This window comes from Antrihabitans stalactiti (genome assembly GCF_012932915.1).
Taxonomy (GTDB): Bacteria; Actinomycetota; Actinomycetes; order Mycobacteriales; family Mycobacteriaceae; genus Antrihabitans; species Antrihabitans stalactiti.
In genome coordinates this window covers 556,144-578,075 of sequence record NZ_VCQU01000002.1, presented here as the reverse complement: position 1 = coordinate 578,075, position 21,932 = coordinate 556,144, and the positions used below count along the sequence as shown (strand labels likewise).

At 63.2% G+C, this 21,932-nt stretch carries 17 protein-coding genes; 12 read left to right on the top strand and 5 right to left on the bottom strand.

Annotated features, from left to right (window positions below; translation table 11 throughout):
• Positions 1-213 precede the first annotated feature (213 nt).
• The 4 genes from FGL95_RS32900 to FGL95_RS08470 all read left to right on the top strand — a co-directional run bounded on the left by FGL95_RS32900 (position 214) and on the right by FGL95_RS08470 (position 6,652).
• Positions 214-2,580 (top strand): DUF7937 domain-containing protein, encoded by a 2,367-nt coding sequence (locus FGL95_RS32900; RefSeq protein WP_169585758.1) that lies wholly within the window; start codon positions 214-216, stop codon positions 2,578-2,580.
• Between the two features lie 99 nt (positions 2,581-2,679).
• The gene (locus tag FGL95_RS08480; RefSeq protein WP_169585757.1) at positions 2,680-4,308 is read left to right on the top strand and encodes a PQQ-binding-like beta-propeller repeat protein; all 1,629 of its coding nucleotides are present in this window, start codon (positions 2,680-2,682) and stop codon (positions 4,306-4,308) included.
• A gap of 408 nt (positions 4,309-4,716) precedes the next feature.
• Entirely contained in the window at positions 4,717-5,454 is a 738-nt protein-coding gene (locus FGL95_RS32265; protein WP_169585273.1) for a hypothetical protein, read from the top strand.
• 817 nt (positions 5,455-6,271) lie between these two features.
• Positions 6,272-6,652 (top strand): sigma factor, encoded by a 381-nt coding sequence (locus FGL95_RS08470; RefSeq protein ID WP_169585756.1) that lies wholly within the window; start codon positions 6,272-6,274, stop codon positions 6,650-6,652.
• A gap of 438 nt (positions 6,653-7,090) precedes the next feature.
• On the opposite strand, the gene FGL95_RS08465 is transcribed toward FGL95_RS08470, so the two are convergent.
• Positions 7,091-8,581 (bottom strand): NAD-dependent epimerase/dehydratase family protein, encoded by a 1,491-nt coding sequence (locus FGL95_RS08465; protein WP_169585755.1) that lies wholly within the window; start codon positions 8,579-8,581, stop codon positions 7,091-7,093.
• A 2-nt stretch (positions 8,582-8,583) separates the two neighbouring features.
• Positions 8,584-9,717 (bottom strand): aminotransferase class I/II-fold pyridoxal phosphate-dependent enzyme, encoded by a 1,134-nt coding sequence (locus FGL95_RS08460; protein WP_240962815.1) that lies wholly within the window; start codon positions 9,715-9,717, stop codon positions 8,584-8,586.
• A 405-nt stretch (positions 9,718-10,122) separates the two neighbouring features.
• Between FGL95_RS08460 and FGL95_RS08455 the strand changes: the two genes are divergently transcribed.
• The 6 genes from FGL95_RS08455 (at position 10,123) to FGL95_RS08430 (ending at position 17,724) form a co-directional block, all read left to right on the top strand.
• A complete protein-coding gene (locus tag FGL95_RS08455; protein WP_169585753.1) occupies positions 10,123-11,238 on the top strand; it encodes an acyl-CoA dehydrogenase family protein in 1,116 nt (371 codons plus the stop codon).
• Entirely contained in the window at positions 11,235-13,541 is a 2,307-nt protein-coding gene (locus FGL95_RS08450) for an MMPL family transporter (protein ID WP_338079764.1), read from the top strand. Before FGL95_RS08455 ends, FGL95_RS08450 begins: the two co-directional genes overlap by 4 nt.
• Positions 13,542-13,599: 58 nt before the next feature.
• Entirely contained in the window at positions 13,600-15,213 is a 1,614-nt protein-coding gene (locus FGL95_RS08445) for an LCP family protein (RefSeq protein ID WP_338079763.1), read from the top strand.
• A gap of 99 nt (positions 15,214-15,312) precedes the next feature.
• Positions 15,313-16,179: an SGNH/GDSL hydrolase family protein gene (locus FGL95_RS08440; RefSeq protein WP_169585752.1), complete on the top strand. Its 867-nt coding sequence runs from the start codon at positions 15,313-15,315 to the stop codon at positions 16,177-16,179.
• Positions 16,180-16,309: 130 nt separating this feature from the next.
• On the top strand, positions 16,310-16,684 hold the full coding sequence (locus FGL95_RS08435; RefSeq protein ID WP_169585751.1) for an ArsR/SmtB family transcription factor: 375 nt from the start codon (positions 16,310-16,312) through the stop codon (positions 16,682-16,684).
• On the top strand, positions 16,681-17,724 hold the full coding sequence (locus FGL95_RS08430; protein ID WP_169585750.1) for a cation diffusion facilitator family transporter: 1,044 nt from the start codon (positions 16,681-16,683) through the stop codon (positions 17,722-17,724). Before FGL95_RS08435 ends, FGL95_RS08430 begins: the two co-directional genes overlap by 4 nt.
• A 29-nt stretch (positions 17,725-17,753) precedes the next feature.
• Here the strand turns inward: FGL95_RS08430 and FGL95_RS08425 are convergent, their stop codons facing one another.
• Positions 17,754-18,818 carry a hypothetical protein gene (locus FGL95_RS08425; protein WP_169585749.1) on the bottom strand — a complete coding sequence of 355 codons (1,065 nt, stop codon included), beginning with the start codon at positions 18,816-18,818 and terminating at the stop codon, positions 17,754-17,756.
• Positions 18,815-20,098 carry an oxygenase MpaB family protein gene (locus FGL95_RS08420; RefSeq protein WP_338079762.1) on the bottom strand — a complete coding sequence of 428 codons (1,284 nt, stop codon included), beginning with the start codon at positions 20,096-20,098 and terminating at the stop codon, positions 18,815-18,817. The genes FGL95_RS08425 and FGL95_RS08420 overlap by 4 nt, the downstream gene beginning before the upstream one ends.
• Positions 20,099-20,158: 60 nt before the next feature.
• On the opposite strand from FGL95_RS08420, the gene FGL95_RS08415 reads away from it, so the two are divergent.
• Positions 20,159-20,815, top strand: coding sequence for a TetR/AcrR family transcriptional regulator (locus FGL95_RS08415; protein WP_240962814.1), 657 nt, complete (start codon positions 20,159-20,161; stop codon positions 20,813-20,815).
• Here the strand turns inward: FGL95_RS08415 and FGL95_RS08410 are convergent, their stop codons facing one another.
• Positions 20,816-21,103: a DUF4190 domain-containing protein gene (locus FGL95_RS08410; RefSeq protein WP_338079761.1), complete on the bottom strand. Its 288-nt coding sequence runs from the start codon at positions 21,101-21,103 to the stop codon at positions 20,816-20,818.
• Between the two features lie 74 nt (positions 21,104-21,177).
• Here FGL95_RS08410 and FGL95_RS08405 point away from each other — a divergent pair, with 74 nt between their 5' ends.
• The gene (locus FGL95_RS08405; protein ID WP_338079760.1) at positions 21,178-21,930 is read left to right on the top strand and encodes an arsenate reductase/protein-tyrosine-phosphatase family protein; all 753 of its coding nucleotides are present in this window, start codon (positions 21,178-21,180) and stop codon (positions 21,928-21,930) included.
• Positions 21,931-21,932 lie beyond the last annotated feature (2 nt).

Below are 21,932 nucleotides of genomic sequence, written 5' to 3'. Positions count from 1 at the left end.
AAGACCGTGCGTCGCTACAATCGCTCGGCTGCTGGCCACGGTCGTGGTATCCGACTTGCCGTCGATGGCAAATCTACCGAGACGAGGCCCTTCTCGCGTCGGCTGTTCGAATGACAGTCGCAGCAACTAAGGTCGGCGCGCCGTGTCCTTCGAACGACCGACAACGGTGGTGTTTCTGTGGCTTTTGCGCCCTGCGGCGGCGAGAATTCCGTAGTGACCTATCGTGATTCACCGTTCGGCGGCGGTGCGATGCCCCCCAATCCGTTTGCGGCGGCACCGCCCGCACCAGGACAACAGACGGCACCACCTGGCGAGCTTCCGCCACGCCAGACGAAGTTCGCCGACGTCACTCCCGGCGACATCGTGGTCGAGGCAATCGCAGCCGTACTTCTCGTCCTCTCCCTCCTTGTACCGTGGAATCGCGAGTATTTGGCGTTTCGGTTCGACCTCCCTCTAGTCAGCTTGGCCATCATCGGTGCGATCGGGGTATCGCTCCTGTCGCTGCTTGTGTCGTATCTCGGCAGGCTCGGGTCGTCCGTGAACTACGCGAGTATTCGAACCATTCGTGCCCTTCTCAATATCCCGCTCCTCATCGTCGCCGCTGGATTCGTCGGCTACGACATCGTCCGAAAGTTCGTCCACCTCAGTGCCCCGACCGGACTCGGGGACTATCCCGGCGTGGGCGCCGGGGTCTGGTGCGCTGTCGCCGCCGCAGTTCTGGCGGCACAGCCGCGGTCCGCAGAACGGGCGGCACTGCGAATCGATTGGTCCACCTTCGGGCGCGGGTTTGTTCGCGTTGCACTTGTCTTGTCGGCGTTCGCGCTGGTCGCGACGTTGCTCGGTGCCGCCGATTCGACGAACGGCGCGGCTTCGACGAGCCGCCTCGGCTACATCGCGCTGGTCGGAGCTGCCGCAATAGTCGCGGTCGTTTTCGCGACGACGGCGACGCTGGGGCTAAGCAACGACTTCGCAGGGTGGCGAGTCGCCGTCTGTGTGTTTGGAGCAACTGCGCTCATTGTCGGGCTGTGCCTGTCGTTTGCTGGACATCTCGGCTCCGGCGACGGAAATACACGCGCGGGCCAGTCGCCGCCGCGGTCGGTGTTCGGCACCGCGATCCCGCCGCAGCCAGAGCACAACGTGCCCGTCATGGTTGTGCTCGATACGTCGGGTTCGATGAACGAAATCGTAGGCACGGGAAAGACGCGAATTACTGCAGCGCGCGGCGCCGTGAATGCCCTGATCGACAATCTGGACGTCGGCCGCCAATTCGGCATGATCGTCTACCCCGACATCAAAGACCAGCAATCGGAGTGCGCAACCGGCCGCGTTGCAATCGAGTTCGGCAACCTCGACGCCAAAGCCGCGCACGCTGCCGTCGATACCGTCGTGGCCGATGGAGACACGCCCACCGGATCGGCACTGAAGAAGGCAGCACAGACTCTGCGTGACAAGGGCAAAGAGGGCGTCATCGTCCTGGTCAGCGACGGAGAGTCGACATGTGCGAACGAGCCGCCCTGCGACGTGGCGCGTGAGCTCACGGCCGACAAGACCGGAATCCAGGTCAACACCGTCGGGTTCGAAATCTCCCCAACGGGCGCAGGCGAACTTAGTTGCATCGCCAATGCCACTGGTGGGCAATTCATTCCAGCTTCGGATCCCGATCAACTGAGCAAAGCGATGGCCGAACTCAGTCTGTTATCTGCTCCAACCGTGTCGGCTTCGTGGCTCGAACTATTCCACGGGGACGGCGGCTACTACGCGTTATCGCTCTGGATTGCGGCCGGCGCCGCACTCGCATTCACCCGTCGCCAGAACACCGGCAGCACACGCCATTCCGGCTTCGAGTGGCTGGACGGCTGCAGGCACGCACTTACGCTCGTGGCGGTTTGGAACTACGGCTACGCCGTGATCGGCGTGCTTACAGTAGTACTGGGGTTCAACGCCCGAAGCGTAGGCGAGTGCGTTGCGGTCTCGTTCATGCTGGTGACCTGCGGACTCGCGGCATCGTTTGGCGCATCGGCGCTGCGCATCGACAGCGGTTTCGCCGAAGAAGGTCCCGGCTCAGAAGCATTGCCATCGCGTGAGCTCGCGGTTTCAGCGTGCATCGGCCTGGGCTTCCTCTCGATCGGCCGATTGGTCGTCGAAGCCCGACCAGAGAACAATCCGCCGCCGAGTGTCCTCGACTGTGTGATGGTCGCGCTGCCGATCGTTGTCGCCGTGCTGTTGCTAGCCGCTAAACCGATCAACGATCTTTACAACTTGCCGCGCGACAAGGAACGCCACAAACAGGCGGACCAGGAGCAGTTCGGGCCGTTCACCTCACCGAGCCTTGCATCCACGGCCGCCGCTAGCGCGACCAACCCGCTCGGAGACGTGTCATCGTTCGGTTCGCACGGCCGTAGCGAACGCCGAAACGAGCCCTCTCGCAACGATGCCGACGCGTCAGCGGTTGCCAACCCCCGAACCTCGCCCGGCGATCTCTACCGGATCGCACAGGCGCGTACGGACCTGCGCAGCCGAATCGCCGCACACCCCAACGCTTACGACGGGCTTCGCGATTGGATTCGCCAGCAGCAGTAGCCCAACTCCGCTTGCCTGGCGAGCCGGCCGGTAGCACTTGAATCACCGACCGAATGTCGACCATTCGACCGATACAAAGAGCATTCCGAGACGAATAAGGTGTGGCCGATGACGAATCCGACCTCCGGCGATCCGGGGCAGCCCTCCGGGCCGAACTACGATGCGGGGCCGTCGGATTGGGCCTCCGCGCCCATTGGCGACAGCCCGTTCGCCGGTAGCTGGACCACTGGACCGGTAGGTTCCGGCGAACCCGCCGACCGTTTCGCCGCATCTCCCGGCGGCTACGCACCCGACCCCTACGACGTTCCGCCACCCCCGCGCCGTCGCGGCAACGGCGTCCTCATCGGTGGCGCCGTGGCCGTTGTTGCCGTCCTCGCCATCGGCGTCGGCGCCTTCGTCTTTTTTGGCAGCAATGATTCCACCGACTCGGCGAATGGCAACTCCACTCGTCAGGGTGTTCAGGAGCCGCCGGACAACCCTGTGATTACGATTGCTGGCAGCTTTCCCACCGTGCCAGATAAACCGGTTCCGTTGGAGATCGGCGACCCCACCTCAGCTGAGTTCACTTCAAGCGCAGACACTTTGCTGATCCGGGATCCTTCGCGCACAGAAGCACGCACATACGTCCCGGCGACCGGCACGCTCGGCAAACCATTTCCGCTCGACGTATCCCACTGCGACCCAACTGCCATCGATAACCGGGCAGTCTGCGTCAAGGGCGACGAGGTCAGGTTCGTCGATCTCGCTTCCGAAAAATTCGGCGAACCCGTCAAGCTTCAAGGTCTCACGGACGTCCTGGTCACCGCCGACGCGGCATTCGCCGGCGGGCGCGACAGCAACACAGTCTGGATCGCAGACATAACACCAGGCGCGTCTGTTCCGGCGCGGAAGTACGATTCTCCAGGTCCCGGGTGTAACAAGAAAGACGAGTTTCTCTACAGCGCGGGCTCTTTCGTTAGTTTCGGCGGAATTCTTATCAACCCTTCCACCGGCAAACAGATCGATACAGCGGGGAGGAAGGTTCTCGGTGTCGGATCCGTCGCATTGCTGCAGCCCTGTGGGAACGACCACGCGGATATTCAGATCGTCAATCGCGACGGCATGATCCTATTTAGCCACGCGTTCGGCGCAACCCCGACGGTGCCGATCACGCAGCCGACAACAACCGCCCGCAACGACACATCCGCACCCACCACTGCGCCAAGTACCGCCGCGAGCGTTCCTGCGAATCCTAAAAACCCAAGCGCAACAACAGGATCCAATGAATCGACACCGACCCCTGCAGTGCTCAAACGTGGCGACCCGGTGTCATCCAACTATGTGGCAACAGTCATCGGTTCCGATAGCCGGTACGCGATCGGCGCTGATGTATTCAATGCCGCAGATGGAACGAAAGTCTGGTCGGAACCGGGCGGCAAGGCGGTGACCCACATCGTCGATGGCCTCGCAGTTGTGAACGACGGGACCGCGATTCACCTGTACAGCGCCGCGGACGGAAAATCAGTGCGCTCGGGACTTCCTGCGCCGGATGGTGATTCGACCATCATCTACGACGGGCAGCAACTATTGGTGACCCACGATGGGGCACTGAACGCGATCACGTTGCAGGACGGAACGACCCCGTGGCCCCCCCTCACCAAGGGCAAGGTAACCCCGACCGCTGGCGGGCTCGTCCTGGCAGCCGCCGACGGGACCCAGTACTTCGCGACAACCGGGCAACCGTCCTGAGCGAACAGTCGACACCATCCCGCATACGTGCGGCTTCTCGGCAGTATTTTCCAAAGGGAATCGATTTGGCCCGCCATGGTGTTCTTCGGGCCCGATGAATCTCAACGCGCGTAATAAGGCATCGATGCATGAGACCTTTACAACGAGCTTGGTGTCGATGGGGCAAAGTCGCTTTCGGCGTGGCCGGCGCTTCATCTGCCGTTGAAATGAGCCCTGACCCAGCGTGTCCGACACGTTTGATCCGGATTGCGGAGTTGGTGAAGCGGTTATTCAACCCGCTGGGTCAAGGCCAAGGATGGAGGATCATGCGAAACATTGGGTTAGCAATTGCGCTTCTTGGCGCGGCGGCTGGCGGGCTGGTTGTCGGCTGCTCAAGTTTCGGGACCTCCCGAGACTGCATCGCCGCCCGTGACGGCCACCACCAGTGCAACGTCTATCGCGGCGCCGACGCCGACCGGGAATCCGGCGCCTCCACCGGCCGGCGACGCCGATTCCCAGGGGTTTACCGCCTTCAGGAACGGCGCACGGTGCTTCGGTACCGACAAAGCCGAGATGTTCATGCGGACCAAGCAGTCGGCACTGGTGGTGTGCCGAAGCGAGGTCAACCGACTCTATTATCGTGGCTACCGAATATCCGACGGCGCCACTATCGACGTGTACGACGTTTCCCGTCAAACTGATGGATTCGTCGCCACGGATGCTCCCGACAACGCGCGCTACGTGATCACTTCCGACGGATTCCAGCTCATCCAGGACGGCACCGTCGTCGTGAGCGAAACAGCGGTTGAAACAGGTCCCGTGCCTGGAGTGCAAACACCGACGACACAGGCCGCATCGACAATCGTGCTGGGCTCGGCATCCGACATGGGCCCGAATTCGCTCGGCTACGGGACCGAACAGCCCTCGGTGATTTCCATGGGTTCGTGCCCCAATGCCATCTCGCAGATCGTTTGGCAGGACTGGGGCGCCGCAGTGGCGCACGGCAGTGGTCTGGGGTGTGTGGAATACGGTCCGCAACCGCGATACCAGCTGGTGGCTTCCGGCCTCGGCATGTGCCACGGAGTCATGGCATACCGCGCACTACAGATCGCCAGCACTCCCGAGGAGATTTACACCGCTGACCTGCAGCACCTCTGCGACAAATAGCTACGCGTCGTCACACGTTCGACCGACACCTGTCACTTGTGTGCACCCGCTGCTCCGATCTCCGCGATGAGACGCGACCTGCTCAACACCCCGCATTGCTTGTGTTGCCGTACCTCGCTCAAGACCGGCAGCCCGCCTACCTTGTCATCAGCAGAACCCTGGCGTTGAGCGTCTCTGTCCTGTCCAGCCCGAGTCGCGACCAGGGAGCCCGGTGGTGGGGCTTGGCAGCAACTTTCCGAACATATCGCCGACCAAATCCAAGTGACCAACGAACAACGGCAGCTGGCCAATCTCGAACACCTGCCTCGGGACGGGTACCCCATGTTGTGGCGGGGCCACGTCGAATTGGTTCGACAGCGCGACCGAGCAATGTCGCTTCTTGGCTCCAACCGTTCCGCAGCGGTTCCGCAGCGGAGCCAGCAATACGAAACGATCATCAACAGAGCCAACACCAGAAATCCCAGTTCAGCGGCATTTTCAATCATTGCCGTCAACCGCCAACAACCACAAACGTCGAGAGCGACAGATTCAAAACCCGTCCAGTGTGAGTTCGAGTCTCACCGAGGGCACATCTACCCGATGGTCTGCGTGCTCCCCATCGTCGCGCGGTTACCCGGTGGTCTCCACCGGCCTGGTTCGTCGCTCGTTGGCCGCGTTGGCTAACGACCCGATAACGATCGCGAAATCCGTCCCATACGCGGTAACAGTTCGCTTGCCGAAACGCGTTAAGCCACCTGGAGGGTGGAAGGCCACGCCGTCATCGATGACCAAGTGGGTCTGTCCGCCTCGATCGAGCTCGGGGCAAGAACGAACAGACATGGTGATGCGCGATACCGCAAGCAACGACACCGTCGATCGAACACGGCGCACCAGAGACGACGCTACAGAGCTAGCGGACGTGGTCGTCCGCATTGCCGGTGGTGACGTCGACTCGTTCGCGGAGCTTTATGACCGCACTTGCGCGGGTGTGTACGGCATTACACTCCAGGTTTTGCGCGATGCCGGTTTCGCAGAAGCAGTCACTGAAGAGATCTATCTCGAGGTCTGGCGCACAGCCGGCAAGTTCGATCCCTCTAGAGGCTCAGTGCTGTCCTGGTTGATCGACATGACGTACGCCCGCGCGATTGAGCGAGCCCGATTAGAGCGGTCGCGCACCGATCGTGGGTCGCATTCGCAACTTATGACTGGCCCGCCGTGAATATGAGCAACGCCCAAAATCTCGCCTATCAGCCGTCGAGCATTTCGCCAGCCACAGACCCTTTCGCTAGCAATTTGGCGAGCGGCTGGCGATTCGGTTTGCGGCTGTTTTGACTCAACAGTCAACGGGGTCGTGCTCCCCCACCGATAGTTTTGAATCCAAAAGTTTTGACCGAAGACGTGTCTCCGAACCCCGGCCTCGCAGAGACGTGACGATGTCGCGGCCGCAGATCAATGCGATCGGATGCCCATCGGCTCGGACCTCGTCGTAGACCTGCGGGTCAGCCGGAAGTTGCTCAGCCTTGCTCCTAATGATGGTCGTCGACGGAGCCACGAGAGGTGTGTACGACCGGCCCAGCACCGAGTCGCGCCAGGCAGACGGACATGTGTCGGGTCTATCGGATGTCCAGCCCCTGAGTTCGAGTGCCGCCGAGGGGCACTACGTAGCAATCGCAGTCTGAGCGATCGCCACCGCCTCGCGGGGGGTGCGGGCGTGCGGAAGGCGACCAAGAATGGCGCTGTCACAGCGAACCTTTCGGGGCAGCAGCCCGTCCGCAGGCTTCAGATGCCGCTCGAACCTGTGCGAAAGTCGTTCCGCACCAGCACCGACTGTTAGTGTGTCGGGTTCGCCATGGAACCTGGACCGCGCGTAGGCGGCGGCAACTTCGAGCGCGTCCGCAACAGCTTGACCATTAGCGTGACCACGTTTCCCGGTGCTCAGTCCGTGGCCGGGTAGGTCGACCACGACGACGTCGATGCCCATCGCACAGATCTCGGCCGCGATTGGAGTGAGGTAGCGAGCATGCAGACCCGGCGGCGCGGGGATGACGATGGCTCCTCCCCCAACCGATTGTGCGACATGGACTTCGGCGTGGACTGAACCGGTGGCGGTCGGGAGTTGGACGTGTTCGAGCCCGTGCCCGTCGACGCCGACCGCTGCCGATGCGGGCGCCAGGGCAGCCTCGCAAGCGATGTGGCGTTCGAGGGCATCGTCTTTGCGCAGCAGCGGCTTTCCCTGCAGCAAGATCATGATTGCCGCACATTCGTGGGCCGACATGGACGGACGCCATCCGGTCGCGGCCGTGAGCCGGGCAGAGTCCACGATGGTCTCGCCTGCAGTCACCCAGTGGCCGGAGAATGGCGTCAGTCCAAGGCGGAATGCGATGTTGGCGGCAACGATGGCGGGGCGCTCGGGCACGTCGAAGAGCCGCTGCCCTTGCATGGCGGCGAGTTCACGGACTCCCACCCAGTCCTTCGGACCGAGGTTGAAGGGACCGTCCAAGTCTTGTTTTGCGGCACGGTGAAACGCATCTGCCATGTCGGACTCGTGCAGGAACTGGTACGCGGCTTCGTCGGCTCGCGGGAATGCCGCCACCGGACCGGTGAGTTGATCGATGCCGTCATTGGAGAAGCTCGGCCCGATGATGTAGGTGGGACGCAGCATCGAGATCGCCATCTCGCCGGCGTGGCGCCGCAGCCACCATTCGGCATAGTGCTCGACCTCCGCTTTGTCATGGAAGTAATAGCGGTCGGGGTCACCCTCCGGATAGACGTCTTCGGTCACCGGTTCGGGCCGGACTTCCGGGCCGTATGCGTTGATACTCGAGGCAATCACGACCCGCCGTACCCCGGCGCGGTGGGCAGAGTCGATGACGTTGCGTGATCCGCGCAGATTGATGTCGTGCGTCTCGGTCTTGTCCTTGATCTCCTCGACGACGAACGCCAAGTGGATGACCGCTGCACAGCCCCTCATCGCGTCTTCGATCTGCGGGTCACGGATGTCCATCTGGACGGCCTCGAGTTTGGGGTGCTCGATCTGCAAAGTCCGCCTGGACAGCCCGACAACGCTGTCGATATCGAGGTCGGCCAGCAGGACGGGCAGGATCGCGGTGCCGAAATCGCTGGTGGCTCCGGTGACGGCGACCTTCATCGTTACGCCGCCGCCTGTGTGACCGTCTCGGCAATCACTTCGATCGCTCGGTTCAACTGCGCATCCGTGTGCGAGGCCATGACGCACAGCCGCAGCAGCGCGCCCGACCGCGGAACGGCCGGATACAGTGCGGCGCTGGTGAATACACCGCGATCGAAGAGTTGGCGCCACATGTCCATCGCGGCGAGGTCGTCGCCGATGTGCACCGCAACGATGGGCGTCACCGTCTCGCCGCCGGCAGGCAGCGGCGACAGCGCACTGACATCGAGTCCGCTGTGGGCCAGACCGTTTCGCAGCATCGCCGCGTTGTCGAGTGCTCGCTGCGCCCGTTGCGCGCCTTCCTCGCTGCGAATCAGTCGTACCGCCGCCAGGGACGCCCCGATCGCAGCGGGGACGCCGGACGTCGTGAACAAGAACGCGCTGGCATTGACTCGAAGCGAGTCGAGCAGATCCCGGGACCCTGCGATGAATCCGCCCGTCGAGCTCGGGCTTTTGGACAGTGAAGCCATCCGAATGTCTGTTGCCGTGTCGATGCCGAACAACTCGGCGACCCCGGTACGGCGAGCGCCGAAAACACCGAGGCTGTGCGCTTCGTCGACCATGAGCGCTGCGCCGTGTCGCTGGCATACGGCAGAGATCGCTCCGAGTGGTGCGAGATCGCCTTCCATCGAATACAGGCCATCAACGATGACAAGCACGGCGCCGTCGCCGTCGAGTGGTTCCTGAAGGACCTTCTCCAACTCGGCGACATCGTTGTGCGCGAAACGGCGGACGTCCGCCCCCGAGAGCGAGCACCCGTCGCGGATCGACGCGTGCGCCGCAGCATCCACGACAACCCGGTCGCCTGGGCCGACGACGGCGCTGATTGTGCCGAGATTCGTTTGATAGCCGGTGGTGAAAACGATCGCGTCTTCGGTGTCGTGCCACGCCGCGATCTCGGCCTCCAGTTCGAGGTGGAGATCGATCGTGCCGTTGAGCAGTCGGCTTCCGGTGACTGCGGCCCCGAACCGATCCAGCGCGTCCTGAGCGCCCTTCCGGATGGCTGGGTGATCGGCGAGGCCCAGGTAGTTGTTCGAGCCGAGCATGATCTTGTCTGCGCCCTCCACCTGCACAATCGGCGCGGTGGCTGACTCCATGACCCGAAAATAGGGAATTCCGACGGATTCGCGTACGGCCCTGAACAGCTCAATTCGTTCGTCGCCACTGAGTCTTTGAATCAAATTACTTTCAGCCATCGATGCCAACCTCGTCTCCATACGCGGATTTATCCCGGGATTATTGAGAGGGTTCGGATCTGGCGAGAATTAAGATTGGTTACTCAGGATAATCACATGAAATGCCCGAATTATCCCTAATCGACCTTTCAGGCGCCGCACCACAGCCGAAAACCGCAGGTAAGAGCCGTCTTGCCACGGATTGGACACGATCCGAAATTTCCCGGAAAAGAGCACACGGACACAGATCCGCATGGCCGCCCGCTCCGAACCTCCTTACAGACACGCTTAAATTCAGGAAATTCGGAAATTATTCGAGGGAGCATTATGACCGCACTGATGGGCCGTGAACGTGCAGCATTGCAGAAATACCTGCCGAATTTGGTCACCTATTTGGACGAAACGCCACTGCTCGAGATGGAAGGCAAGAACAGCGACGCCATCGCGCATTTCCGGGATGCCGGCGGCACCGCACTGACCATCCCTGTCGAGTCAGGTGGGCTCGGCGCCTCGGCATTGGACGCCGTGCGCGTACAGCGAGCCATCGGCAGCAGGTCGCCGTCGCTCGGCGCCGCGACGACGATGCATCACCTGTCCCTTGCGACCCTCAACGAATTCGCCCAGATGGGAACAGATGAAGACCGCGCGCTCATCAAGGGTTTGGTGGAGCAACGCGCCATCGTGGCTTCGGGTTTCTCGGAGGGCACCACCGGTGGGAGCGTGTTCATTCCCACGATGACCGCAACGCGTAGCGGCGAGACCTACCTCATCAACGGCAGCAAGAAGCCGTGCAGTCTTTCGGCATCGATGGACCTGCTCACCGCGAGCGTGCAGGTCGACAACGGTGAACGGGGCATCGCCCTGATTCCCGCTTCGTCGCCGGGCATTTCGGTGCACCCGTTCTGGGAGAGTTCGATCCTCGCGGGAGCCGAGAGCGACGAAGTCCAACTGAAGGACGTCGAGGTGCCGGCCAGCTTCGTTCTCCTCAACGGCGACGACGACCCCGACGGTCAACACGAGATGACCGGGTACCTCTGGTTCGGAATGCTCGTCACGGCGAACTATCTGGGCGCTGCGAGCGCATTGCTCGAGCGACTGGTCGCGGCCCGCAAGGACGACTACGAAGGTTACGTACGCGCGGCGTCGGAGATCGAGAACGGCATGAGCGCAATCGAGAGTATCGCTCGTGCGGTGGACGAAGGTGAGCGCGGCCAGGACATATCCGTCCGCCTCCTGTTGTGCAGAATCGCCATTCGCGACGCGCTCGTCCGGGCATCATCCGCGGCCGTCGAATCTCTCGGCGGCATCGCATTCATCAAGTCGTCCGACATCGGGTACCTCGCCGCGGCGGTGCACGCCTTCGCATTCCATCCGCCGTCACGTCGATCCGTGTCGGAGTCTTTGGCGCGATTCCACGCCGGAGACGAGTTCGCCTTCGTGTGACAGGGCACCCGCAGATGCTGACCCGCTTGGCGGCCATGGTTGTTCGTTACCCGCGTGCAGTCCTGGCCGGCGCGCTGGCAATCGTCGTTCTCGCGCTCGTCTTCGGAGCCTCGGCCGCCGAGCATTTGAAGGCCGGCGGATTCACCGCGGCAGACGCTGAGTCGACACGAGCGTCGACGCTGCTCGCCGACGAATTCCACACCGGCGAGCCGAATCTCATCTTGTTGGTCACCGCACCCGGAGGGGTCGACACGCCTGCCGCGCGTAGCGTCGGGGAGGGACTCACCGCAGCGCTCGACGCGGAACCCGACGTCTCCGCTGTCGAGTCTTATTGGGCCGCCCCCCAGGGCATTTCCGCAACGTTGCGCAGCGACGACGGAACGAGCGCCGTCGTGACGGCGCGCATCGCCGGCGACGACACGGTCGTCCCGAATCGTGCAGGCGAGATCACCGATCGGTTGACCGGCGAGCATGACGGAATCGTGGTCAGAGCGGGCGGCTTCGGCCCCGTGGAACATGAGATCAACGACCGGATCACGGCCGATCTCGCGGTCGCCGAGGCCATTGCCATCCCGCTCACCGCGTTGTTGTTGATCTGGGTGTTCGGAAGCATCATCGCCGCGCTTTTGCCACTCGCGATCGGCCTGTTCTCTATCATTTCGACGCTCGCGATCTTGCGTGCGGTGGCACTCGTCAGCGATGTCTCCATCTACTCCTTGAATATGACGACTGCGCTGGGGCTGGCCTTGGCCATCGACTACAGCCTCTTCATCGTCAGTAGATTCCGGGAAGAACTCGGTCGTGGTCTCGCACCCGAGCAGGCTGTCCTGCGGACGGTTCAAACGGCCGGGCGTACGGTGCTGTTCTCCGCGATCACGGTTGCCTTGTCACTGGCAACGCTCGTCGTGTTCCCACAGTATTTTCTGAAGTCGTTCGCCTACGCAGGACTGGCGGTCGTTGCCACAGCGTCGTTCGCCGCGCTCGTGATCCTGCCTGCCGCCCTGATTCTTCTGGGACGACGAGTCGACGCCTTGGACGTACGCGCACCGTTGCGCCGGTTGTTCCGTCGTCCGCCTCGTCCACCGGTCGACGAGGCGCGGACCTTCTGGTACCGACTCGTGCGCGTCGTCATGCGCCACGCAACTCCGATCTCGGTTGTCGTCGTCGCCTTGCTGCTTTTGCTCGGATCACCGTTTCTGGCTGCCGAATTCGGCTCCGCCGACGACCGAGTGCTGTCCGACCAGGCGACCAGTCGGCAGGTCGGCGATCTGCTGCGTGAGGACTTCGGCCAGAACGTCACATCGACGGTCGTCGCAGTCCTGCCCGAGTTCCGCGACACCCCTGGCGCGCTTGCCGACTACGCGTCCGACCTGTCCACGGTGAAATCAGTCGGTGAAGTGACATCTGCTGCCGGCATTTTCGAGGCCGGTCAGTTGGTGTCGCCGGCACCGCCGGGCATGAGCAACGACCGAAGCACCTACCTCAGCATCGCCACCGACACCGACCCCTTCTCCCCCGACGGCCAAGCCCAGTTGGATGCGCTACGCGCAGTCCACAGCCCGGCCCCGGCGTTGTTCACAGGTGCCGCCGCGCAGAACCGGGATGCAATCGACACTCTGGGAGCACGAATACCGCTGGCGTTCGCGTTGATCGCACTTGCCACGTTTGTGGTGTTGTTCATGTTCACCGGCAGCTTGGTGCTGCCGCTGAAAGCACTTGTGGTCAATACGCTTTCCCTGACGGCCGCGTTCGGCGCAATGGTCTGGGTCTTCCAGAACGGACATTTGTCGGGACTGCTCGGGTTCACGGCGACCGGCTTCCTCATTCCATCGATGCCGATCCTGATGTTCTGCATCGCATTCGGGATGTCGATGGATTACGAGGTCTTCCTGCTCTCGCGGATTCGCGACGAGTGGATGCGGTCAGACCAACGCGCCGAAGACAATTCAATTGCCGTCGCCAAGGGCGTCGCCCGCACAGGGCGCATCATCACAGCGGCAGCGGCGTTGATGGCGATCGTCTTCTTCTCGATGATCACGTCGCAAGTGTCGTTCATCCAGTTGTTCGGGCTCGGTCTGACGATCACAATCCTTGCCGACGCAACTCTGATCCGAGGCATCCTGGTACCCGCCTTGATGCAACTCATGGGCACCTTCAACTGGTGGGCACCGGCTCCGCTGGCTCGGTTCCACAATCGAATCGGCATCGAAGAATCCGACAGCGAAGACCGACCGACCGCACTCGTCGGAACGGGCGGATCAGACACTTCGCCCAGAAACACCGGTCGGCACAGGCGATCGTGATACCGCAGCCGCGCGCGATCGTGGGGAACGCACGTGAGGCTGGGTAGTCTCGGATTCTGTGATCGATCAACCGCGCCGGCATCGGGCTCCAGCTCGCGGGGCCGGACGGTCGCGCTCGTCGGCGGTCAAGGTCATACGAAGTCTGGCGGCGCTCGCGGCGGTGGCTGCGCTCGTCGGAACCGGCAGTGGGTGGCGGGTCTACCACGGCGTCACTTCCGGCCTGACGCAGTCGGAAGCGCTGGCCGGTGAGCCCACGTCCAACGGCGGGACGCAAAACGTCCTGATCATGGGACTCGACAGCCGTCTTGACGAGAAGGGCAAACCGCTGCCCTCCGATGTCTATGACGCACTGCACGCCGGCGACGACAGCGTCGGCGGCTACAACGCGAATGTGCTGATCCTGCTCCACATTCCGGGTGATGGGTCGAAGGCAAGCGCCATCTCCATCCCGCGCGACGACTACGTCGAGCTGTCTGGCTGCACCGCCAGCCCGTGCAAAGGCAAGATCAAACAAGCCTACGGGCAGGCGCTCGCCCGGTCGCGAGATGCGCTGGCGGCCAAGGGGGTCAGCGACCCACGCCAGCTCGAACAACTCTCGCGCGAGGCTGGGCGGAAAGCCGAGATCGCCACCGTGCGCCAGTTCCTCGGTGGTGTGCCGATCGACCATTTCCTCGAGGTCACCCTCGTCGCGTTCTTTCAGATCGCGCAGGTGGTCGCCCCGATCGAAGTGTGCGTGAACGAGGACACCTCCGACAGCTACTCCGGGGCGCGTTTCCACAAGGGGAAACAGGAAATCGACGCCTCACAAGCCGTCGCGTTCGTTCGGCAACGACGTGATCCCGACACGAATCTGATGTTCACCGATCTCGACAGGGACCGTCGGCAACAGGCGTTCCTGGTGTCGCTGTCGCGGAAGCTGAACGAGAGCGGCACCCTGACCAGCATGAGCCGGCTGCAAGGCATTCTCGACGTCGCCGAACAGAACATCGCAGTCGACGCAAACCCCGACCTGGCCTCGTTGATGACCACTGCGCGGCACCTCAGCGGCGGCAACATCGCTTACTACACGCTGCCGATCGACCACTTCGGAACAACCGACGCCGGTGAGGACGTCAACATCGTCGATGCCGACGCAATCCATGGCATCGTCGGGCGGCTCCTCGGGAGCGGACCGGCGGATGCCGGTGTGCCGACCTCTACCACGCCGGGATCGACGGGGACCGTCGCGGGAGCAGACGGCGTCGTGCTCAATGTGGTCAATTCGTCCGGACAGGTCGGTCTCGCGGGACAACTGGAGTCGAACTTCGCCGCGCGCGGATTCACCCGAGGTGCCGCGAGCAACGGACCGATCCAGAAGTCGTCGTCGGTCCAGTACGGACCAGGTTCGGCACAGCCGGCCCGACAGTTGGCTTCGATGCTGGGCGGACTGTCCGCGTCCGCACGCCCGAACCTGCCGGCCGGAACGGTGCAGGTGACAGTTGGCACCGATTTCGCGCTGCCGCCGAGCCTGTCGAACGAACCGGGCCACAGCAGATCAGATCTCGCCCACTCAACACCTACCAGCCCGCAATCAGCTGTGCCTGTTGTGCCAGCAACGGCGACAGGCAACAACGCACCGGCACCCACCGACCTGACCAGCCTCGGCGGCGACGATGTTCCGTGCGTGAAGTGAACTCGCCGACCGAACCGGGCGTGCGCGCGAAACATGAGTGAAATGTCGCGGGTTTACGTTTACCTTTCATGAACGTTGTTCGAGGGAGACGCCCACGCCATGCGACCCGGTCGTGACGAACACGGGACGCGTGGTCGTCGCGCGCCCGCGGCGGCGGCGATCCTCGCGATAGGCCTCGTCCTCGGCATCATCACAGCTGGTTCTTCGCCTGGAACGCGTCTTGCCACCGACCTCGTCACCCCCAGTGTCGCGCCCGTGGCCGACACCGCCGTGCTGAACGTTGTCAGCATCGGAGACTCCATTCCGGCAGGCAACAATTGCGCCGGGTGTACGCCGTTCATCGAGCTGTTCGGCCAAGTACTCGCCCGCGACCGCGTATCGAAGGTGCAGGTCACCAATCTCGGCGTCGGTGGGGCGACCACCACAGACCTGCTGGAATCCCTCGGCGCCGAAGGCGACGATTCCGCTCCCGTCCGTGATGCCGATGTCGTGACCGTGACGATCGGAGCAAACGACTTCGCATCCTCGCTCGATGGCTATCCCGACGGCGGGTATGACGAAAACTGGCCAAGCACCGTCGACCCCGACTTCGATGTCCTCCGAAGCAACCTCACCACGATTCTGCAGCGCCTCACCGAGCTACGCGAGGGTCGTCCAACGACCGTGCTGGTCACCGGATACTGGAATGTGTTCCCCGACGGCGACGTCGCGCGCCACGAGTACGGACCGGGTTTCGAGGCCGACAGCGCCGCGCTTACCCGTCGTGTCGACACCGTCATCGAGGAGGTGGCGACCGCGCATGACGCGATCTACGTCGACCTCCTACGCGCGTTCAAAGGGTCCGCCGAAACCGACGATCCGACCGAACTGCTTGCCGACGACGGTGACCACCCCAACCAGGCCGGGCATCAGAAGATCTCCGAGGCCCTGTCCGCTGCGGTGGCCCCACGGTCCGCCGATCGTTGACCGCGGCCGCGCGCGCAATCGCTGTGGCGGGATGAGCCCCGCCGCGCTGCAGACCGAACGTTGGGCAGCGATCAGACCGCTCATTTCCGGATAGCGACGCGACAAAAAACGTATCCCTTATTATCTACGTATGAATGCAGCTAACGAGCCTCTGCGGCGGTTGCCTGACGACCAAGTGGGCCTCGTGGTCGAGGTCTTCCGCATGCTCGCCGATGCGACGCGGGTGCAGGTGTTGTGGGCACTCGTCGGCCGGGAGATGTCGGTCAACGACCTCGCCGACCACGTTGGGAAACCCGCGCCGTCGGTGTCGCAGCATCTCTCGAAGCTGCGGATGGCGCGGCTCGTCCGCCCCCGACGCGAGGGCACCACGATCTTCTACAGCCTGGAGAACGATCACGTCGCGCAATTGGTCACCGACGCGGTCTATAACGCCGAACACGCTGGTCCGGGCATCCCCGGACACCACCGCGGCACCGGCGCGCTGAAGGCGGAGACGGGCGCATGACCCACGAGGAACACAACCATCTGGGCCACGGCCATGGCCATGGACACGGCCACGCGGGTTGGGGTGGACGGTTCGGTGCCGCGGTGCGGGAGGTGTTCGTCCCACACAGCCACGATGCCGCCGACAGCATCGACGGCGCGCTGGAATCGAGTGCGGCCGGGATCCGCGCGGTGAAGATCAGCCTCGTCGCGTTGGGTGTCACGTCGATCGCGCAGTTGGTGATCGTGCTGATTTCGGGATCGGTCGCGTTGCTGGCGGACACGATCCACAACATCTCCGACGCGATGACGGCGATCCCGCTCTGGATCGCGTTCGTGCTCGGTCGACGCGCCGCGACCCGCCGCTACACCTATGGGTTCGGCCGCGCCGAAGATCTCGCTGGACTGTTCGTCGTCGCGATGATCACTCTGTCCGCCGCGGTCGCCGCGTTCGAATCGATCCGGCGGCTGATCAACCCAGTCGACATCGTCCACCTTCCTTGGGTCGCCGCCGCCGGGCTCGTCGGATTCCTCGGCAACGAATTCGTCGCCGTCTACCGCATCCGCGTCGGGCGCCAGATCGGCTCCGCTGCCCTCGTCGCCGACGGACTGCACGCCCGCACAGACGGCTTCACCTCGCTCGCCGTCCTCATCGGCGCCGGCGGGGTTGCGCTCGGATTCCCGCTCGCCGACCCGATCGTCGGACTTCTCATCACTATCGCGATCCTCGCCGTTCTGCGTACCGCCGCCCGTGACATATTCCGACGGCTCATGGACGCCGTCGATCCCGAACTAGTCGATGCCGCCGAAACAGCGCTCGCCGCCGAACCCGGCGTGAGAAGCGTACGAAGCGTGAAAATGCGCTGGATCGGACACCGCCTGCACGCCGACGCCGAACTCGACATCGACCCCGCCACCAGCCTTACTGGTGCGCACAAGATCGCGCACGACGCCGAACACACCCTCACCCACGCAGTCCCCAAACTCGACAGCGCACTCGTCCACGCCTACCCCGCACACGACAACCGAGGGCAGACGCGATCGCCGGCGTCGAACACCTGAGTCGCGGCCTGCGTTACCGCCGCTGATCCCTACCGCAACGCCACGAGTTCGTGGAGCGTGGTTCCACTGCGCTGAATCTCGCCCTTGTCGGTGGTGACATTGAGCTCGAAGGCCGAGTTGAATCGGAAGTAGCCAGGATGCCCAATCAATCGGTATGCCAACGGCTTCAGCAATCCGGTGCGCAAAACCGGAACGTCGTCGATGAAGTCGTGGGCGTGAATGACGTCGTTGACGGTCAGGCGAAGATCGACCGCACCCGGAACCTGAATTCTGATCCACGCGGGGTAGGAACGGTTGGCGGTCGAGTCGTAAACCGCTGGACCTTCGGTGAATTCGACTTCGCCTGTGCTCAGGATGATCTCGTTACCACGAGCCAGCATCAACGGCCGAATCTCGTGGGCGCCGTACTTCTTCTGCGTCAGGACCGTCGCGTAGAGCAGCGAATAGTCGTCGACGTAGAGCCGACCCCAATGCCAGCGTTCGATGACGCGCTTCATGTCGCCGACGCCCCAGTTGTGGTCGGCGTAACCGCGGCCGTCCGCGTCGAAGGTCTCTCCGCCGATTCGTACGGACCCAGACACCCGGGCGCGCGGAGCCCCGACCGTCCAACCGAACGAATCCTTTGCACCGAAATGGGTTTCGCCCTTGCCCGGCATCCAACTCGGAGTTTCGTTCTCGAACGTCAAATCGAATTCGAGACCGTCTTCGGCGAGGTACACGTGGTGAATCGGCAACCCCGATTCACCGAACTCGACATAGGCACGGTTCGGCCCGATCACCACGTCGCACTTCTCCGACGAGAAGGTCGCCTGGGCGCGCGGGTACTTCTTGCTGACCTGTAGCCGAGTTCCGTCGGGCGCGTAGACGATCAACTCCACCCATGGCCGGCAGTTCGGCAGGTCCTCGGGCCTACGCTTGGCGAGGAAGCCGATCACGGTGTGCCCCGAGGTCAGGTGCGCATCGAAGTACCAATGCTCGAACGCGGTGAACCTGTTCTCGGAATGCAAAGCGTTGTGGTGCGGGCGCACCGGGGTCAGTTCGCCGTCGCGGCGGCCAGGACCGTTCCATGCCTCGATGATGGTGGGAGTTGTCATCGTCGCAACGCTCCGCTCGCGTCGAATGCGGCTGTACGGCCGCTCATTTGGGCTTGGTACCAGTTCTCGCGGTGCCAGAGCATGACCTTCTCGTGCACGCGACCGAAGCCGGGAACGAACCTGCGCGCCAGTTCCATGCCGGTGATCAAGGGAAACCGCACCAATGGAATGAGAATCCACGGAAACGCTGCAGGCATGGTGTATTTGCTTCGAGTCCCCGGCGCCATGTACATCGCCGAGTACACCGAGTTGATCCGGAAGTTGTAAGCCTCGCGCAGCCGGACCAGACCGCGGTGACCATCTCGCGGGGCGAATGCGGCGGGGTACGACTCGATCAGTTCCGCGCCGTGAGTTCCGGCGTCGTAGGACCGGGACGCGACGGTCATTGCGAGCAGTCGCAGTGCGTCGGTGATCGTCTCGGGATACCACCGGACCCGCACTCCGAGCAGGTAACCCATGTACTTCTGAAAATGCAGCAGGGCCCTGATTTCCGACGGCGTCGTTTGGTGGCCGAGCGACCACAGCGCCAAACCCGGGGTCACACTTCCCGCCAACAGGGTCAACAGCATGTAGCCCTGACTGATCGGCAAACCCCACTTCTCCGTGTCCCATTCGGCGTGCTGAGCGACCCTGGCACGCACCGACACGTGCATCACTCGCACCTTCAGCGCGGTGACGCGGCCCTTCGAACCGGGGGTGAGCAGAGCGCCCGGTTCGGACACGTCGATCCAGAAGCGGCAGGTCTCCAGGAAACGGCGCAGCGCATTGTCACCGGCGTAACCGCCTGCGAGTGACAGCGGCGTCGCGACGGCCGCCTCGGTGTAGATCTCGAGGGTTTCGGCTCCCGCGAAGCTGAAAAGCATTGTGCCCCAGCGGCGCCAGATCGCTGCGCCCTGCTCGACCAGCTCGGGTTGGACCCAATCGGGCACAGTCTCGAACTCGGCGAACAACTCTGCCATCGCGTCGGGGACGTCGGGCAGGCTGTCGATACCGTCGGAGAGTGCGGCGTCGAGCATCTTGCGGCCCGCCTTGGGGCCGACGTCGCCGCGAATGACCTCGGCGACGAAACGCTCTGCGACGGGATCGCCCTCGAACAGGTCGCTGCAGAAGTCGTGGGCCTGACGGTCGGTCGGGAACAGTTCGCCGCCGGTCACCCGCTTCACTATGCGGCGCGCTCGTCGAACCTGTTTGGTGTCCAACGAATCCCAGTAGCGAAAGGCGGTCGGGCACTTCTCGGTGGATCCGTCGGTCGGGGTCGTTTCTATCTCGCTCAGAGTCACTGCGTATCCCTTCGTCAGCTCGACCATACTTCAAAGTACGGAACTGCGGTACCCTTGGGTATGGAGACGGCCAACTATGCTGGGACGCGTGAAAACGGACCTCCGCGCGTGATGGAGTCGACGCCCGTTACGCCGAAGTCCCGAAAGGCGAAAGCCCAGCAGTCCAAGCGCCCTGCGGCGACGCGGCTCACCGAGCAGGATTGGATCGACGGGGCGCTCGCCCTTCTGCAGCGTGACGGCGTCGGCGCGATCCGGATTCCGCAACTCTGCGCGGAGCTCGGCGTGACGAAGGGCAGCTTCTACTGGCATTTCAGCGATGTCGACCAGTTGCTGGAAGCCATCGCCGACCATTGGTGCGGTATCCAGAACGACGCCGTTCGCGGACTGACTGCGGTCGAGTCGTTGCCCGTCGGCGAACGACTCGAAGTGATGGCCGAGGGCCTGATCAACGAGCCGACCTGGCTGGTCGAATCGACGATCCGCGAATGGGCACGGACCGACCAGAAAGTTGCCGACGCAGTGCGCGATCTCGATCTTCGAATCTTCGGAGTCCTGCAGAAGGCGATGCTGGAGCTCGGCTTCTCCCCTACTGAAGCTCGCACTCGCGCAGGCACTTTGGTGTTCGCGGGAATCGGGTTCGTACACAGCCGGCGCAGCATGCCGACACCGACCTCGGCTGAGCTGCGCGAGATGTTCGACCTGCTGACGCGCAGATAGCTAGTGCCCGCTGAGGACCACGACCCCCACCGCGATTGCGAGCAGCAACGGAATTGCCCCGATCACGATGCCCGCGATTGCCAGTCCGCGCCCCTTCTCCCCGGTGCGGCCGATCTGCTTCAGAGCAACGACGCCGAGTATCGGCCCGACGACAAAGCCGACCAGCAATGTGATGGGGCCGACGCACGACGAGATCAGTGACGCGATCGCGTAGCCGTTCGTCGGCCGCGGGAGAACGAAGTCACCGCGCATCTGGTCGGGATTCCACCCGCCTTGGGGGGTTGCCACTCAACGAGGATACCAAGGCAAAAGCTCACCGTTAAGGCTTGATGCATCAAACTGATTTGATGTATTATCCGGCTGTGGCTATAGCAAGCCAGCCCGAGGTTCCCTTGCTCATGCGGATGGCGGCGCATCCGCTTCGCTGGGCGATGCTGACAGAACTGTCTGCCAGCGATCTCCGGGTGCGCGAACTGGTCGCCGCCGTCGGCGAACCGCAAAATCTCGTGTCGTACCACCTTCGGCAACTCCGGTCAGCAGGGTTCGTCGACGTGCGACGCAGCAGCTTCGACGGTCGCGACAGCTACTACCACCTCGATCTCACCCGCTGCGCAGCGGCCTTCGAAGAGTCGGCGCACGCGCTGCATCCGGCTCTGTTCCCCGAGCACGGACAGGCGATGCCGAAGGACAGTTCAGTGTTGTTCCTGTGCACCGGAAACAGTGCCCGCTCTCCGATGGCGGAGGCGTTGCTGCGCCACCGCAGCGACGGCCGGGTGCGCGTCGCAAGCGCAGGCAGCCACCCGAAGACTCGGGTGCATCCGAATGCGGTGCGTGTGATGCGCGAGCGGTACGGCATCGATTTGCGCAAGCAGATCCCGAAATCAGTTGCTGCGGTTTCCGATCAGACGTTCGACCATGTGATCACGTTGTGCGACAAGGTCCGCGAGGTGCACTCGCCTGCGTCGGCACATTGGAGCCTGCCCGATCCGTCGGCTGCCGCGGACTCCGATAGGGCCAGCTACCCGGAATTTATCAGTGTTGCAACAGAACTCGACACCCGCATCCGGTTTCTCTTGCCGACCCTCGCTCACCCTGCCAACACTCAGGAGGATTGATC